Source organism: Providencia sp. UF-183 (genome assembly GCF_058246155.1).
The window spans coordinates 49,829-66,308 of record NZ_JBSICD010000015.1 but is presented as its reverse complement, the minus strand read 5'-3'; the positions used below and the strand labels follow the sequence as shown (position 1 = coordinate 66,308).

Annotated in this window: 14 protein-coding genes and 2 tRNA genes; 15 read left to right on the top strand and 1 reads right to left on the bottom strand. The window is 45.7% G+C overall.

What is annotated here, in order from left to right; all coding sequences use genetic code 11:
- Window positions 1-55 precede the first annotated feature (55 nt).
- The 15 genes from folP (at window position 56) to AC4IFT_RS14455 (ending at window position 15,500) form a co-directional block, all read left to right on the top strand.
- Window positions 56-892: a dihydropteroate synthase gene (folP, locus tag AC4IFT_RS14525; protein WP_490735723.1), complete on the top strand. Its 837-nt coding sequence runs from the start codon at window positions 56-58 to the stop codon at window positions 890-892.
- Window positions 893-896: 4 nt separating this feature from the next.
- Window positions 897-2,234 carry a phosphoglucosamine mutase gene (glmM, locus tag AC4IFT_RS14520; RefSeq protein WP_353244069.1) on the top strand — a complete coding sequence of 446 codons (1,338 nt, stop codon included), beginning with the start codon at window positions 897-899 and terminating at the stop codon, window positions 2,232-2,234.
- Between the two features lie 222 nt (window positions 2,235-2,456).
- Window positions 2,457-2,801: a preprotein translocase subunit SecG gene (secG, locus tag AC4IFT_RS14515; protein WP_047755886.1), complete on the top strand. Its 345-nt coding sequence runs from the start codon at window positions 2,457-2,459 to the stop codon at window positions 2,799-2,801.
- A gap of 115 nt (window positions 2,802-2,916) precedes the next feature.
- Window positions 2,917-3,006: transfer RNA gene (locus AC4IFT_RS14510), tRNA-Leu, on the top strand.
- 59 nt (window positions 3,007-3,065) lie between these two features.
- Window positions 3,066-3,142 (top strand) — tRNA-Met (locus AC4IFT_RS14505).
- Between the two features lie 249 nt (window positions 3,143-3,391).
- On the top strand, window positions 3,392-3,844 hold the full coding sequence (gene rimP / locus AC4IFT_RS14500; protein WP_219244879.1) for a ribosome maturation factor RimP: 453 nt from the start codon (window positions 3,392-3,394) through the stop codon (window positions 3,842-3,844).
- A gap of 23 nt (window positions 3,845-3,867) precedes the next feature.
- The gene (nusA, locus tag AC4IFT_RS14495; RefSeq protein WP_273803440.1) at window positions 3,868-5,376 is read left to right on the top strand and encodes a transcription termination factor NusA; all 1,509 of its coding nucleotides are present in this window, start codon (window positions 3,868-3,870) and stop codon (window positions 5,374-5,376) included.
- Between the two features lie 23 nt (window positions 5,377-5,399).
- The gene (gene infB / locus AC4IFT_RS14490) at window positions 5,400-8,138 is read left to right on the top strand and encodes a translation initiation factor IF-2 (RefSeq protein WP_490751678.1); all 2,739 of its coding nucleotides are present in this window, start codon (window positions 5,400-5,402) and stop codon (window positions 8,136-8,138) included.
- Between the two features lie 86 nt (window positions 8,139-8,224).
- Window positions 8,225-8,635, top strand: a complete 411-nt coding sequence (gene rbfA / locus AC4IFT_RS14485) for a 30S ribosome-binding factor RbfA (protein WP_219244876.1) — start codon at window positions 8,225-8,227, stop codon at window positions 8,633-8,635.
- Window positions 8,635-9,588: a tRNA pseudouridine(55) synthase TruB gene (truB, locus tag AC4IFT_RS14480; protein WP_219244875.1), complete on the top strand. Its 954-nt coding sequence runs from the start codon at window positions 8,635-8,637 to the stop codon at window positions 9,586-9,588. Before rbfA ends, truB begins: the two co-directional genes overlap by 1 nt.
- A 111-nt stretch (window positions 9,589-9,699) precedes the next feature.
- Window positions 9,700-9,969 (top strand): 30S ribosomal protein S15, encoded by a 270-nt coding sequence (rpsO, locus tag AC4IFT_RS14475; RefSeq protein WP_047755880.1) that lies wholly within the window; start codon window positions 9,700-9,702, stop codon window positions 9,967-9,969.
- Window positions 9,970-10,244: 275 nt separating this feature from the next.
- Window positions 10,245-12,371 carry a polyribonucleotide nucleotidyltransferase gene (gene pnp / locus AC4IFT_RS14470; protein WP_490751676.1) on the top strand — a complete coding sequence of 709 codons (2,127 nt, stop codon included), beginning with the start codon at window positions 10,245-10,247 and terminating at the stop codon, window positions 12,369-12,371.
- 96 nt (window positions 12,372-12,467) lie between these two features.
- Entirely contained in the window at window positions 12,468-13,385 is a 918-nt protein-coding gene (gene nlpI, locus AC4IFT_RS14465) for a lipoprotein NlpI (RefSeq protein WP_353244063.1), read from the top strand.
- Window positions 13,386-13,486: 101 nt separating this feature from the next.
- Window positions 13,487-13,567, top strand: a complete 81-nt coding sequence (locus AC4IFT_RS14460; protein WP_490751709.1) for a hypothetical protein — start codon at window positions 13,487-13,489, stop codon at window positions 13,565-13,567.
- A complete protein-coding gene (locus AC4IFT_RS14455; protein ID WP_273803442.1) occupies window positions 13,557-15,500 on the top strand; it encodes a DEAD/DEAH family ATP-dependent RNA helicase in 1,944 nt (647 codons plus the stop codon). Before AC4IFT_RS14460 ends, AC4IFT_RS14455 begins: the two co-directional genes overlap by 11 nt.
- A 248-nt stretch (window positions 15,501-15,748) precedes the next feature.
- Here the strand turns inward: AC4IFT_RS14455 and btsR are convergent, their stop codons facing one another.
- The gene (gene btsR / locus AC4IFT_RS14450) at window positions 15,749-16,465 is read right to left on the bottom strand and encodes a two-component system response regulator BtsR (RefSeq protein WP_490751675.1); all 717 of its coding nucleotides are present in this window, start codon (window positions 16,463-16,465) and stop codon (window positions 15,749-15,751) included.
- Between the last annotated feature and the right edge of the window lie 15 nt (window positions 16,466-16,480).

Here is a 16,480-nt window from a genome sequence, read left to right as displayed (position 1 = left end):
AATAAATCATAAAGCCCCAGTTCGCTGGGGTTTTTTTCGTTAAGGAAAAATAAATATGCATATCAAAGCCAGAGGCCGCCTCCTTGACTTATCTACCCCACAAGTGATGGGGATTTTGAATGTCACTCCTGATTCATTTTCAGATGGTGGCACTCATAATCGTTATCATGATGCGTTAGAGCATGTCGCTAAGATGGTGCAAGAAGGCGCGACGATTATCGATATCGGTGGTGAATCAACACGTCCTGGTGCCGCTGAGGTTTCAGTGAGTGAAGAGCTAGACCGTGTTGTGCCTGTCGTGGAAGCCATTGCTAAGCGGTTTGATGTGTGGATTTCTGTTGATACTTCAAAAGCGCAGGTGATGGCCGAAGCGGCGAAAGCCGGTATGCATATCATCAATGATATTCGTTCACTCCATGAACCCGATGCGTTAAGCGTGGCCGCGCAAACGGGCTTGCCTGTGTGCATTATGCACATGCAAGGCCAGCCAAGAACCATGCAAGAAGCGCCAGATTATGAAAATGTGGTGCGCGAAGTTCAAACCTATCTTGAAGGCGAAATTACCCGTTGTGTGGCTGCGGGTATTGAGCGGCAGCAAATAATCCTTGATCCAGGCTTTGGATTTGGGAAGAACTTGTCGCATAATTACCAATTATTGGCAAACTTAGAACAATTTCATAATTTCGGACTACCGCTATTGGCAGGGATGTCACGTAAATCTATGATTGGACAATTATTGAATGTTCCACCGCAAGAACGCCTCGCGGGTAGCCTCTCTTGTGCAGTGATTGCAGCAATGCAAGGCGCTCATATCATTCGCGTCCATGATGTGAAAGAAACCGTACAAGCGATGCAAGTGGTGCAGATGACTCTGTCAGAAAAGGAAAAATAAGCGTATGAGCTCTCGTAAATATTTTGGTACTGATGGTATTCGTGGCAAAGTGGGTGATAGCCCAATTACCCCTGATTTTGTTTTAAAATTAGGTTGGGCGGCTGGTAAAGTGCTGGCTCGCCACGGTTCACGTAAGATTATCATCGGTAAAGATACGCGTATTTCTGGCTATATGTTGGAATCTTCCTTGGAAGCAGGCTTAGCTGCGGCAGGTTTATCAGCCTCTTTTACGGGCCCAATGCCAACCCCTGCGGTGGCTTATTTGACTCGTACCTTCCGTGCTGAAGCGGGCATCGTCATTTCGGCTTCCCATAACCCTTACTACGACAACGGCATCAAATTTTTCTCTATTGATGGCACAAAACTGCCAGATGAAGTGGAAGAAGCAATCGAAGCCGAAATGGAAAAGCCAATTACCTGCGTTGAATCCGCAGAGTTAGGCCGCGCAAACCGTATCGTGGATGCGGCAGGGCGTTATATCGAATTCTGTAAAGGCACATTCCCGAACGAACAAAGCCTCTCTAGCTTGAAAATTGTTATCGACTGCGCCAATGGTGCAACTTACCACATTGCCCCGAACGTATTTCGTGAGCTAGGTGCTGAAGTTATCACGATTGGTTGCGATCCTAACGGTATCAACATCAACGAAGAATGTGGCGCAACAGACGTTCGTCAGTTACAACAAAAAGTATTAGAAGAAAAAGCCCATGTTGGCTTAGCGTTTGATGGTGACGGTGACCGTATCATCATGGTTGACCATCTTGGCGAAAAAGTCGATGGCGACCAAATTCTGTATATTATTGCCCGTGAAGCGCTGCGCCAAGGCCAATTAAAAGGTGGCGTTGTTGGTACGCTGATGAGCAATATGGGGTTAGAAATCGCTCTGAAGCAGCTTGGGATCCCATTTGAACGTGCAAAAGTGGGTGACCGCTATGTACTGGAAAAATTACAGGAAAAAAGCTGGCGCATGGGTGCGGAAAATTCAGGCCACGTGATTTTGCTGGATAAAACGACCACAGGTGATGGGATTGTTGCAGGCTTACAAGTGTTAAGCGCAATGGTTCGTAACCACATGAGCCTTCACGACTTATGCAGCGGCATGAAATTACTGCCACAGGTGTTAGTCAATGTACGCTTTAAAGGTAAGCATGACCCTCTGCAAAGTGATGCGGTGGTTGCAGCTAATGAAGAAGTTGAAAAACAATTGGCAGGTAAAGGCCGCGTATTACTGAGAAAATCAGGAACTGAGCCATTAATTCGTGTCATGGTTGAAGGCGAAAATGAAGCTGACGTAACGGCGATGGCAAATCGCATTGCTGACGCGGTAAAAGCAGCGGGTTAATTGCTGTTAAGTAAAAGCTGGGCCAATATTTCGAACATTTGTTGTTTTTTTCTGCAAATAAACAAATGAGCTCAAAATAGACTTGCTTGTCGGCTCAGCTTTGGTTAGTATTCGCACCTGCTCAATCCTGTAAGGGCTTCCCTTTATCGCAGTGAATGAGTGGGTGTGCAGTAATAGAGGTCATAGCAAACGCTATGCACCGCAACTGAATAGGTAACTCAAATGTACGTAGCTCTTTTAATTATCCTCTTGATAGCAGCTATCAGCCTGATTAGTCTGATTATGTTACAGCAAGGTAAAGGTGCTGACATGGGTGCATCATTCGGTGCGGGCGCTTCTGCAACACTGTTTGGTTCATCGGGTTCAGGTAACTTCATGACCCGTATGACTGGGATCTTGGCTGCGGTGTTTTTCATCATCAGTTTAATACTTGGCAATATGACTGCAAATAAGTATGGAACTGGTAGTGGTAGTAAGTGGGAAAACATTAGTGAACCTACTAAAGTCGAGCAACCAACAGACGTTCCGGCAGCACCAGCTACACCAACGAGCGACATTCCTCGTTAAGTGTTAGAGATTCCGAATGAAGGCAGTTATGCCATCATTAAGCAGTAAGCTCAGAAATGAGTGAGAAGTTAAAAATTTGAGGTTATTGATATTACATTGATAACTTCGCCTCAGTGCCGAGGTGGTGAAATTGGTATACACGCTACCTTGAGGTGGTAGTGCCTACAAAACGGGCGTACGGGTTCAAGTCCCGTCCTCGGCACCATTATTTTAGATGGCTTGTGATCTACAGGTTATCTGTGTAGAATATGTCACGTTTTCGAACGCGGGATGGAGCAGCTTGGTAGCTCGTCGGGCTCATAACCCGAAGGTCGTTGGTTCAAATCCAGCTCCCGCAACCATTTCTTATTTACATACCTTGTCATTATCGTAGTCAATAGCAGTTATCCGATGCAGTAATCAGGTTTATTATCAAACCTAGCTCTCAAAATTTCTCATCGATTTCTCTAGACTTTACAGGTATAATAAGAACATGGTGAACCCGTGCACTACAGGGTCCAGTTACAAAAGCCCCGAATTTCGGGGTTTTTTGTTATTTGACAATCGAATTAACTGGGCTATATGCCCTTTTTTTATGTCTGGGGGTGGGCTTGTCCACATTAGAACAGAAATTAACAGAGATGATTTCAGCACCGGTGGAGGCGCTAGGCTTTGAATTCGTTGGCTTAGAGTTTATCCGTGGTCGCACATCGACACTGCGTGTCTTCATCGATAGTGAAGAAGGCATCACTGTTGATGATTGTGCTGATGTCAGCCATCAGGTGAGCGCAGTATTGGACGTCGAAGATCCAATCTCCGTGATTTATAACCTGGAAATATCGTCACCAGGGCTTGAACGTCCTTTATTCACCGTTGCTCACTATGAGCGCTTTATGGGTGAAGAGGTGGCTCTGACTTTACGTATAGCGATGCAGAACCGCCGTAGATGGCAAGGTATTATCAAGTCCGTAGACGGTGAAATGATTACGGTTACTGTAGATGGTAAGGATGAGGTGTTCGCCCTCGGCAACATCCAGAAAGCTAACTTGGTACCCCACTTTTAATAAAGTTCAATGAGGCAACTAGGATGAATAAAGAAATTCTGGCTGTTGTAGAAGCGGTTTCTAACGAAAAATCCCTCCCTCGTGAAAAAATCTTCGAGGCTCTGGAAACTGCATTAGCGACGGCGACCAAAAAGAAATACGAGCAAGAAATTGATGTACGTGTTGAAATTGACCGCAAATCAGGTGATTTCGATACGTTCCGCCGTTGGTTAATTGTCGACGAAGTGACAATGCCAACGCGTGAAATCACGCTTGAAGCAGCACAATTTGAAGATCCAGAACTGCAATTAGGCGGTTATGTTGAAGATCAAATTGAATCTGTTGTGTTTGACCGTATTACAACACAAACAGCAAAACAAGTTATCGTACAAAAAGTACGTGAAGCAGAACGTGCGATGGTTGTTGACCAATTCCGCGAGCACCAAGGTGAAATTATCACTGCTCAAGTGAAGAAAGTTAACCGCGAAAACATCACGTTAGACTTAGGTAACAATGCGGAAGCGGTTATTCTGCGTGAAGATATGTTGCCACGCGAAAACTTCCGTCCAGGTGACCGCATTCGCGGAGTCCTGTATGATGTACGTCCTGAAGCTCGTGGCGCACAACTTTTCGTTACGCGTTCTCGCCCGGAAATGCTGGTTGAATTATTCCGCATTGAAGTGCCAGAAATTGGCGAAGAAATTATTGAAATCAAAGCTGCTGCCCGTGACCCAGGTTCCCGTGCCAAAATCGCAGTAAAAACCAACGATAAGCGTATTGACCCAGTGGGTGCTTGTGTTGGTATGCGTGGTGCGCGAGTTCAAGCCGTTTCGAGCGAATTAGGCGGCGAGAGAATTGATATTGTGTTATGGGATGATAACCCAGCTCAATTCGTTATTAATGCAATGGCTCCGGCTGATGTTGCATCTATCGTGGTCGATGAAGACAACTGCACGATGGATGTTGCCGTTGAAAGCAGCAACTTAGCTCAAGCAATCGGACGTAACGGACAAAACGTACGTTTAGCCGCTCAGTTGCTGAAAATACACCGTGGTGATGACAAATGGGAACTGAATGTCATGACCGCAGAAGAGCTGCATGCAAAACATCAGGCAGAAGCGCACGCTTCTATTGAAACATTCACCAAGCATCTTGATATTGATGAAGAGTTCGCCACTACACTTGTAGAAGAAGGCTTCTCGACGTTAGAAGAACTGGCTTACGTGCCTATTAATGAACTTCTGGAAATTGACGGTCTTGATGAAGATACCGTTGAAGTTCTACGTGAAAGAGCGAAAGCGGCCCTCACCACCATTGAATTGGCTCAAAAAGAGAGCCTCGGTGATAATCAGCCAGCAGAAGAGTTGTTGAATCTTGAAGGTATGGATCGTACCTTGGCCTATAATTTGGCAACTCGTGGTATCTGTACACTGGAAGATCTTGCTGAGCAGGGCATCGACGACCTGATTGATATCGAAGGTCTGGATAATGAGAAAGCAGGTACGCTCATTATGGCCGCACGTAATATTTGCTGGTTCGGTAACGATGCGTAAACACTGTAGCAGGAAGGAACGGCATGACAGAAACTGTAAAATCATTGGCAACGGAAATTCAAACCACCGCTGATCGCCTGGTACAGCAATTTGCTGAAGCAGGGATCACTAAAGGTGAGAATGACTCTGTTAGTCAGTCAGAAAAAGAAGCTTTACTGAACCACTTAAATCGCGAACAAGGCGGAGCAGCGGGTCAGCCAGGCAAATTGACGCTACAGCGTAAAACTCGTAGTACGCTGAGCGTCCCCGTCACCGGTGGCAAAAGCAAATCGGTAAATGTTGAAGTCCGCAAAAAACGCACTTATGTGAACCGTGATGCTGAAGAAGCTAAAGCGGAAGAACAGGCGCAGCGTGAAGCGGAAGAGCAGGCACAGCGCGAAGCTGAAGAACTGGCACAACGTGAAGCACAAGCTAAGCGTTTAGCAGAAGAAACTGCAAAACGTGAAGCGGATGAATTGGCAAAACGTGATGCCCAAGAGAAAGCAAAACGTGAAGCAGCAGATAAAGCGACGCGCGAAGTAGCGGAAAGAGAAAAAGTGAAACCAAGCGAAAATCCACAAAAAGCAGGCAAAGCGCCAGAAAGCAATGCCGACAAACAACGCCGTGACGCCGAAGCTGCGGAATTAAAACGCAAAGCGGAAGAAGAAACTCAGCGTAAAGTTGAAGCAGAAGCGCGCCGCGTTGCTGAAGAAGCTCGTAAAATGGCTGAAGAAAACGGCGAAAAATGGACTGCTGAAACGAAAACTGAAGAAGACAGCGATTATCACACCACCACTTCTACGCACGCTCGTGCAGCTGAAGATGAAAGTGATGAGAAAGAAGAAGGCCGTCGCTCACGTAATCGTACAGCAAAAGCACCTCGTCAGAAAAAAGGTAACAAACTGTCTGAAAAAGCTGACCGCGAAGAAGAGCGTGCAGCAGGTCGTTCAGGCCGTACAAAAGGTAAACAGCGTAAAGGTAGTTCTTTACAGCAAAGCTTTACTAAACCAGCCGCTGCCGTAAACCGCGATGTGGTTATCGGTGAAACCATTACTGTTGGCGAACTGGCTAACAAAATGGCGGTTAAAGGTTCTCAAGTCATCAAAACGATGATGAAGATGGGCGCAATGGCAACCATCAACCAAGTTATTGACCAAGAAACTGCACAACTAGTTGCAGAAGAAATGGGCCATAAAGTTATTCTGCGTCGTGAGAACGAGTTAGAAGAATCGGTAATGAATGACCGTGATACTGGCTCTGCGGCGCAAGAGCCACGTGCACCTGTTGTCACCATCATGGGTCACGTTGACCACGGTAAAACCTCTTTACTTGACTATATTCGTTCAACGAAAGTGGCATCAGGTGAAGCGGGTGGTATTACTCAGCACATCGGTGCTTACCACGTTCAAACTGACAAAGGTATGATTACCTTCCTAGACACCCCAGGTCACGCCGCGTTTACATCGATGCGTGCTCGTGGTGCTCAGGCAACGGATATCGTTGTTCTGGTTGTTGCAGCGGACGATGGCGTAATGCCACAAACTATCGAAGCTATCCAGCATGCGAAAGCAGCGGGTGTGCCGATTGTTGTTGCTGTGAACAAAATTGATAAACCAGAAGCGGACATTGACCGTGTTAGAAATGAGCTGTCTCAGTACGGTGTTATTTCTGAAGAGTGGGGCGGTGATACGCAATTTATCGGTGTATCTGCGAAAGTGGGTACCGGTATTGACGATTTACTTGATGCACTGTTACTGCAAGCTGAAGTTTTAGAACTGAAAGCGGTTTATACAGGCATGGCAAGCGGCGTGGTTGTTGAGTCTTACTTAGACAAAGGTCGTGGCCCTGTGGCAACTATCCTTGTTCAAGAAGGTACGCTGAACAAAGGCGACATCGTACTGTGTGGATTTGAATATGGCCGTATTCGTGCAATGCGCAACGAATTGGGCAAAGAGGTTCAATCTGCGGGTCCATCAATGCCTGTTGAGATTTTAGGTCTGTCTAGCGTCCCTTCTGCAGGTGACGAAGCGACCGTTGTTCGTGACGAGAAAAAAGCCCGTGAAGTTGCCCTGTATCGTCAAGGTAAATTCCGTGATGTTAAATTAGCACGTCAGCAGAAATCTAAACTGGAAAACATGTTTGCTAACATGGAAGAAGGTAAAGTTTCTGAACTGAATATCGTACTGAAAACTGACGTCCAAGGTACTTGTGAAGCGATCACTGACTCTCTGATGAAACTGTCAACAGATGAAGTTAAAGTGAAAATCATCGGTTCTGGCGTTGGTGGTATCACCGAAACAGATGCAACACTGGCTGCGGCATCTAACGCCATCATCCTTGGCTTTAACGTCCGTGCTGATGCATCGGCTCGTCGTGTTATTGACAGCGAAAGCGTTGATTTACGTTACTACTCGGTCATCTATAGCCTGATTGATGAAATCAAACAAGCAATGAGCGGTATGTTAGCACCTGAATACAAACAACAAATCATTGGACTTGCAGAAGTTCGTGATGTGTTTAAATCACCGAAATTCGGTGCAGTTGCTGGTTGTATGGTTACTGAAGGTACCATCAAACGTAACAACCCAATCCGTGTCCTGCGTGATAACGTCGTTATCTACGAAGGTGAGTTAGAATCACTGCGTCGCTTTAAAGATGACGTCAATGAAGTTCGTAACGGTATGGAATGTGGTATCGGCGTTAAGAACTACAACGACGTTCGCGTCGGTGATATGATCGAAGTCTTCGAAATCATTGAAGTTAAACGTTCTATCGACGGTTAATTTTGTGAGAGCCCACGAAGTATCGTGACTACAAAATAGTGTTAATAAGGGGGCGATTGCCCCCTTTATTGTCAGGAGACATAACGATGGCAAAAGAATTCAGTCGTTCTCAGCGCGTTGGGCAAGAGATGCAAAAAGAAATTGCGATCATCTTACAACGTGAGATTAAAGACCCACGTATTGGCATGGCGACCGTTTCAGGCGTTGAGTTATCTCGCGACCTTGCATACGGTAAAGTCTTTGTGACCTTCTTCAATATCGCTAATGATAAAAGCGAAGAAGAAATGGTCGCAGATGGCATTAAAGCCTTAAATGAAGCTGCCGGTTTTATTCGCTCGTTAATTGGGAAAGCAATGCGTTTACGTATTATTCCTGAGTTAACGTTTGAATATGACAATTCCCTTGTTGACGGTATGCGGATGTCAAATTTAGTGTCAAACGTGATCCGTGATGATGAAAAACGTCGTGCGGATGTTAGTGACAAAGAGGAAAAATAATGGGGCGTCGTCGTAGCGGCCGTAATATTGACGGCGTAGTGCTGCTGGATAAACCCACGGATATTTCTTCAAATGATGCGCTGCAAAAAGTGCGGCGCTTTTTTAATGCTAACAAGGCTGGGCACACGGGGGCTCTAGACCCGCTCGCGACAGGTATGCTGCCTGTTTGCCTTGGTGAAGCAACGAAATTTTCCCAATTTTTACTCGATTCAGATAAGCGTTATCGCGTGATTGCTCGTCTTGGGCAGCGCACTGATACGTCGGATTCACACGGCGAAATTATCAGTGAGCGTAACGTAGAGTTTACACAGCAGCAACTGGATGATGCCTTAGAATTTTTCCGCGGTGATACATTACAAGTTCCTTCAATGTATTCAGCGCTGAAACATCAAGGTCGTCCATTGTATGAATATGCACGTAAAGGCATTACTGTCGAACGTGATGCACGCCCAATTACCGTCTATGAATTACTGTTTATTCGTTTAGAAAATAACGAGTTAGAGCTAGAGATTCATTGTTCGAAAGGAACCTATATTCGCACCATCATTGATGATTTAGGTGAGATGTTAGGTTGTGGCGCGCATGTCACTTATTTGCGTCGGTTACAAGTGGCTAACTACCCTTATGAACGCATGGTGACATTAGAACAATTGGCGGCATTGAGAGCAAAAGTGGACGCAGAAGAAGGGTCATTTGAATCCTTGCTGGATGCCTTATTGCTACCGATGGATACCGCAGTTGTTCATTTTCCCGCGGTGAATATTACAGAAGAAACAGCGGCTTATTTCAAGCAGGGTCAACCTGTGCGAGCTGCGGTTCAAGACCTTGATGAAGGTTGTATGGTTCGTGTCACCTGCGGTGAAGAGCAACGGTTTATCGGTATTGCCCTGATCAGCGAAGATGGCCGCCTTGCACCGAAGCGTTTGGTCGTGGAAAATGAACAATCCGCATAGTGGCCCTTATTGCTTTGCTGCGTTAAGCAGCGTAGAATAGCGGCGCTTAATCTTGAGATGCTAAATTAGAGATTGGCTCTCACCACTTACATTAATTTTTTGGAGTTTATTATGTCTCTAAGTAATGAAGCGAAAGCTAAGATCGTTGCTGAGTTCGGTCGCGGTGAAAATGACACTGGTTCAAGCGAAGTTCAAATCGCTCTGCTGACTGCACAAATCAACCATCTGCAAAGCCACTTTTCAGAGCACAAAAAAGATCACCACAGCCGTCGTGGTCTGCTGCGTATGGTTGCACAACGCCGTCGCTTACAAGCTTACTTGAAAGGTAAAGATATCGCACGCTACACAGCTCTGATCGAGCGTCTGGGTCTGCGTCGTTAATCTTGTCAGTTTCAGTGGAAAGGGGCCAATTGGCCCCTTTTCTGCTAAAAGTTATTTTGAAAGTTGAAGTAATACTCGAATTGTACTTAACTTAAATGTTAAGCTATAAGTCGTAATTAACTGTTTTAGTATGCCTCTTCGCTGCATCCGATTCGCGCGGCTAATGAGAACGTTGATGACTGGAATATCAATCTTCTCATTAGTCGCGAGGCTGTAGGAAGAATAAGCCAATGCTACCCGAGATGCTCAGGTGGCCTTACAAAAAGGGTATTATTGTGTTAAATCCTATTGTTCGTAAATTCCAGTACGGTCAACATACCGTCTCGATTGAAACAGGCATGATTGCTCGTCAAGCATCAGCCGCAGTTATGGTTAACATGGATGACACTGCAGTATTTGTGACTGCCGTGGCACAGAAAAAAGTTAAAGAAGGCCAAGATTTCTTCCCTTTAACGGTTAACTATCAAGAGCGTACTTACGCTGCAGGTCGTATCCCAGGTAGCTTCTTCCGCCGTGAAGGTCGTCCTGGTGAAGGTGAAACGTTAATCGCTCGTTTGATTGACCGCCCACTGCGCCCTCTGTTCCCAGAAGGTTTCTTGAACGAAATCCAAATCATTGCAACCGTTGTGTCTGTTAACCCACAAGTTAACCCAGATATCGTTGCGATGATCGGTGCATCTGCGGTATTAGCGCTGTCTGGTGTTCCATTCAATGGCCCAATCGGTGCTGCGCGTGTTGGTTTTATCGATGACCAATATGTTCTGAACCCAACAGCAGATGAACTGAAAAAAAGCCGCTTAGATTTAGTCGTAGCGGGTACTGATAACGCAGTATTAATGGTTGAGTCTGAAGCTGAACTGTTAAGCGAAGAGCAAATGTTAGGTGCGGTGGTGTTTGGCCACGACCAACAACAAGTTGTTATTCAGAACATCAACGAATTAGTTAAAGAAGCAGGCAAAGAGAAATGGGATTGGCAGCCAGAGCCAGTTAACCAAGCTCTGCATGACCGCGTTGCTGCATTAGCAGAAAGCCGCATGGGTGATGCTTACCGTATCACTGAGAAACAAGAGCGTTATGCGCAAGTTGATTTAATCAAAGATGAAGTTATTGCAACTTTAGTCGCTGAAGACGAAAACGTTGATGTATCTGAAGTGTCAGATATTTTAGCGAACTTAGAAAAACAAGTGGTTCGTACCCGTGTTATCCGTGGTGAGCCGCGTATCGATGGCCGTGAGAAAGACATGGTTCGTGCACTGGACGTTCGTACGGGTGTTTTACCACGTACTCACGGTTCTGCACTGTTTACACGTGGTGAAACTCAGGCACTGGTTACCGCAACTCTGGGTACAGAGCGTGATGCACAGGTTATCGACCAATTAATGGGCGAATACACTGACCGCTTCTTGTTCCACTACAACTTCCCTCCATACTCTGTTGGTGAAACAGGCATGGTAGGTTCACCTAAACGTCGTGAAATCGGTCATGGCCGTTTAGCGAAACGTGGTGTGTTAGCAGTCATGCCAGATCACGCTGATTTCCCATACACTATCCGTGTTGTGTCTGAAATCACTGAATCTAATGGTTCATCATCAATGGCGTCTGTTTGTGGTGCGTCATTAGCACTGATGGATGCAGGTGTGCCAATTAAAGCCGCTGTTGCAGGTATTGCAATGGGTCTGGTGAAAGAAGGTGACGATTTCGTTGTTCTGTCTGATATCTTAGGTGACGAAGACCACTTAGGTGATATGGACTTTAAAGTTGCTGGGAGCCGTGAAGGTATCAGTGCACTGCAAATGGACATCAAAATCGAAGGTATCACACGTGAAATCATGCAAGTTGCTCTGAACCAAGCAAAAGGTGCGCGTCTGCACATTCTTGGTACAATGGAACAAGCGATTAATGGTCCACGTGAAGAAATCTCTGAATTTGCACCACGCATTTATACAATCAAAATTAATGCAGACAAAATCAAAGATGTCATCGGTAAAGGTGGTTCAGTGATCCGTGCGTTAACGGAAGAAACTGGCACAACGATTGAAATCGAAGATGATGGTACTGTGAAGATTGCAGCAACTGATGGCTTGAAAGCGAAAGAAGCAATTCGTCGTATTGAAGACATCACCGCTGAAGTTGAAGTCGGTCGCATTTACCCAGGTAAAGTGACGCGTATCGTTGATTTCGGTGCATTTGTTGCAATCGGTGGCGGTAAAGAAGGTCTGGTACACATTTCTCAAATCGCGGATAAGCGTGTAGAGAAAGTGACTGACTACCTGCAAATGGGTCAAGAAGTTCCTGTTAAGGTATTAGAAATCGACCGTCAAGGCCGTATTCGCCTGAGCATGAAAGAAGCGGTTGCACCAACTGAAGAACAGGGTGCGCAGCCACAGGACTCAGCAGAGTAAGCTGACCTAAAAAACAGCGCTCTACTTGGGTAGAGCGCTATCGGCCAATGAGGCTGAAACGATAATTTGTAAAGCGTGGTAATGTAAGGACGGAGTATGCTGAACAGTATCTGTCTTCGGGTGAGAGATTATCGCACGCTCCCGCGTGTGCTCTTGGCGCTTATCTTTTTTGTTATTATTGGATGTAGCAGCAAAGATTGGCGAAAGAACGAGGTGTTTGCCGTTCCACTTCAACCTTCATTACAACAAGAAGTGATATTGGCGCGCATGGAACAAATCCTTGCGAGCCGATCTTTAACCGATGATGAGTACGCACAGCTTTTATATGAGCGCGGTGTGTTGTATGATAGTCTCGGTTTAAGGGCGCTGGCACGTAACGATTTTTCGACTGCGTTAGCCATACGTCCTGATATTCCTGAAGTTTTTAATTTTTTAGGGATATATTTTACGCAGGCAGGCAACTATGATGCTGCCTATGAAGCGTTTGATTCTGTTTTAGAGCTTGATCCAACTTACAATTTCGCGCGGATGAATCGTGGCATCGCATTATATTACGGTGAACGGTACAAACTAGCGCAGGATGATCTGCTGGCGTATTATCAGATAGATCCAAATGATCCTTTTCGTACTCTGTGGCTTTATCTCGTCGAGAAAGACATAGACCCGCGTATGGCGCAAGATAATCTTGCTGCCCGCTACAACCAAGCGGAGAAAGGGCAATGGGGCTGGAATATCGTAGAATTCTATCTTGGCAATATCAATGAAGATACATTGATGGCGCGATTGAAAGAAACATCTACGGATAACACTTCGCTCGCTGAGCATCTCAGTGAAACTAACTTCTATTTAGGTAAACATTACCTAAGTCTGGGGGATAAGGATAGCGCAGTTGCGTTATTCAAACTGACGGTAGCTAACAACGCTCACAGCTTTGTTGAACACCGCTATGCATTGTTGGAATTGGCGCTGTTAGGCCAAGAACAAGACGACCTTTTAGAATCGGGCCAGCAATAGCTGACGAACATTTCATTGAAAAAATTTTAAGTCATCATCCCTCGGGGTGACGGCCTATTTGTTCGTTTAATAAACACAATTTGAGCCAGTTCACATTTTAAATGAAAATGACCGAAATGATTTTCCGATGGTTATGTAAACTGGCTGCCACTAAGTATGAGGCACCTTTACATGACTACTGAGACCGATATTTCTTTTGCTGAGTTAGGTTTATCAGCACCTATTTTGACTGCACTGAACGACCTGGGATACGAAAAACCTTCTCCAATCCAGCAACAATGTATTCCATTGTTAATGGATGGCAACGATGTATTAGGTATGGCACAAACAGGTAGCGGTAAAACTGCTGCGTTTAGTTTGCCATTACTGCAAAACATTGATGCAGATTTAAAAGCACCGCAAATTTTAGTGCTTGCACCAACGCGTGAGTTAGCTGTGCAAGTTGCGGAAGCAATGAGCGATTTCTCTAAACATATGAACCGCGTAAACGTTGTTGCCCTATATGGTGGCCAACGTTATGACGTGCAATTACGTGCATTACGCCAAGGTCCACAAATTGTTGTGGGTACACCGGGTCGTCTGCTTGACCACCTGAAACGTGGCACGTTAGATTTATCTAAATTAAAAGGCTTAGTCTTAGACGAAGCTGATGAAATGCTGCGTATGGGCTTCATTGAAGATGTTGAAAACATCATGAGCCAAATTCCAGCAGAACACCAAACTGCGCTGTTCTCTGCAACAATGCCTGAACCAATTCGTCGTATTACACGTCGTTTTATGAAAGATCCGAAAGAAATTCGTATTCAGGCAAGCATTACAACTCGTCCAGACATTGCTCAAAGCTATTGGACTGTGTCTGGCATGCGTAAAAATGAAGCGTTAGTGCGTTTCTTAGAAGCAGAAGACTTTGACGCAGCGATTATTTTCGTGCGTACCAAAAATGCAACATTAGAAGTGGCCGAAGCGTTAGAACGCAATGGTTACAACAGTGCGGCACTGAACGGTGACATGAACCAAGCACTGCGTGAGCAAACTTTAGAGCGCTTAAAAGATGGCCGTTTGGATATCTTGATCGCGACTGACGTTGCAGCGCGTGGTTTGGACGTTGAGCGTATTAGCTTAGTCGTTAACTATGACATCCCAATGGATGCAGAGTCTTACGTTCACCGTATCGGTCGTACTGGCCGTGCAGGTCGTGCCGGTCGTGCATTACTGTTCGTTGAGAACCGTGAGCGTCGCCTGCTGCGTAATGTCGAGCGCACAATGAAGCTGACTATTCCTGAAGTTGAACTGCCAGATGCAGACCTGCTGAGCCAACGTCGTCAGGCGAAATTTGCTGAAAAAATTCAACAGCAATTAGAAAGCAGCGATTTAGATCAATACCGTTCACTGTTAGCGAAAATGTCCCCATCTGAAGATGTCGACATGGAAACCTTAGCAGCGGCACTGTTAAAAATGGCACAAGGTGAGCGCGCGCTGATCCTGCCACCAGATGCACCACGTCGTCCACGTCGTGAATTCAACGACCGTGATGATCGTCGTCGTGATGGTGACCGCCGTGATCGCAATAGCAACGGCAACGGTTTCGATCGTGCAGAACGTGGTGAGCGTGGCGGCCGTCGTGAGCGTCGTGACGTTGGCGATATGGAAATGTACCGTATCGAAGTTGGCCGCGATGATGGTGTGGAAGTTCGTCACATTGTTGGTGCGATTGCTAACGAAGCTGATATCAGCAGCCGTTATATTGGTAATATCAAATTGTACGGAACTCACTCAACAATTGAATTACCAAAAGGTATGCCAACTGACGTGTTAACTCACTTAAGTCGCGCACGCATTTTGAATAAACCAACGCAAATGCAACTGATCGGTGATGCACAGCCATTCGAACGCCGCGGTGGCGGTGAGCGTCGTGGTGGTCCACGTCGTGAAGGTGGTAGCGAAGGTGGTTTCGGTGCAGGTCGTCGTAATGACCGTGGCGGTGAGCGCGGTGGCGAGCGTCGTGGTGGTGGTGAACGCCGTGGCGGTGGTAACCGTGACCGTGGTAACTCTGCTCCACGTCAAGAAGGCAATACTGCAGCTCCACGTCGTCGTAGCAGCAGCCATAACGCATAATAGTTTGGTTTTATCGGGATTAATTCCCCACTAAAACACAAAACCCGCATTTCTTTGGAGTGCGGGTTTTTTTATTTAAGTTTGTTTAATCCTTCTTTCAAGCAGCCTTCTCCTTGCTTCACTTACTGTCATTACACGATTATTATCTACGTCATTTTTAGCAGCCATAATCAGTTTTAATAAAGCATTTGATTGTCGCGTTTTCAAATTGTTATGCATAGTAGAGAATCGTTTCCCATATTGTGATTTTAAACCAACCCCAGCGCCTCTTTTAGCGGCTTTAGGTAGCGGCGGCTAACAGGAATGTGCTCACCTGAGCTGAGCACCAACTCGGCTTGGCCGCTATCACCGAACAAAATTTCATTCAGTTGGGTCATATTCACCAAATATTGCCGGTGGCAACGCACCAGCGGGGTACGCGTCTCTAATGTGCGTAGTGTCAGTTCAGTAAAACCTTCTTGCCCTTGTGTACTCATCACATAAACACCGCTCATACGCGATGTGACATACAAAACTTCATCAAGCTTCATCAAGTAAATACGGCTATGGCCTGTACACGGGATAAATTTTAGCGGCTCATTGTTACCTAAAAGCTCAAGGTTTTGTTTTTGTTTGCCTTGGCGTAAGCGGTTCAAGGTTTTTTCGAGCCGCTCAGGTTCAAGGGGTTTTAGCAGGTAATCAAACGCATGTTCTTCAAACGCTTGGATAGCGAATTCATTGAAAGCGGTCAGAAATACAATATAAGGGCGGTCTTCGGGATCTAGCATGCGCACCATTTCTAAGCCTGTTAGGCGCGGCATTTGAATATCAAGAAAGACCACATCAGGCTTTTTTTTATGAATAATGCCTATCGCTTCAATGGCGTTTGCGCATTCACCGATAATTTCAATATCATCGTGTTCTTCGAGTAAGCAACGGACGTTTTCCCGTGCAAGGGGTTCATCATCAACAATTAATACATTCATAGGGTTACATTATCA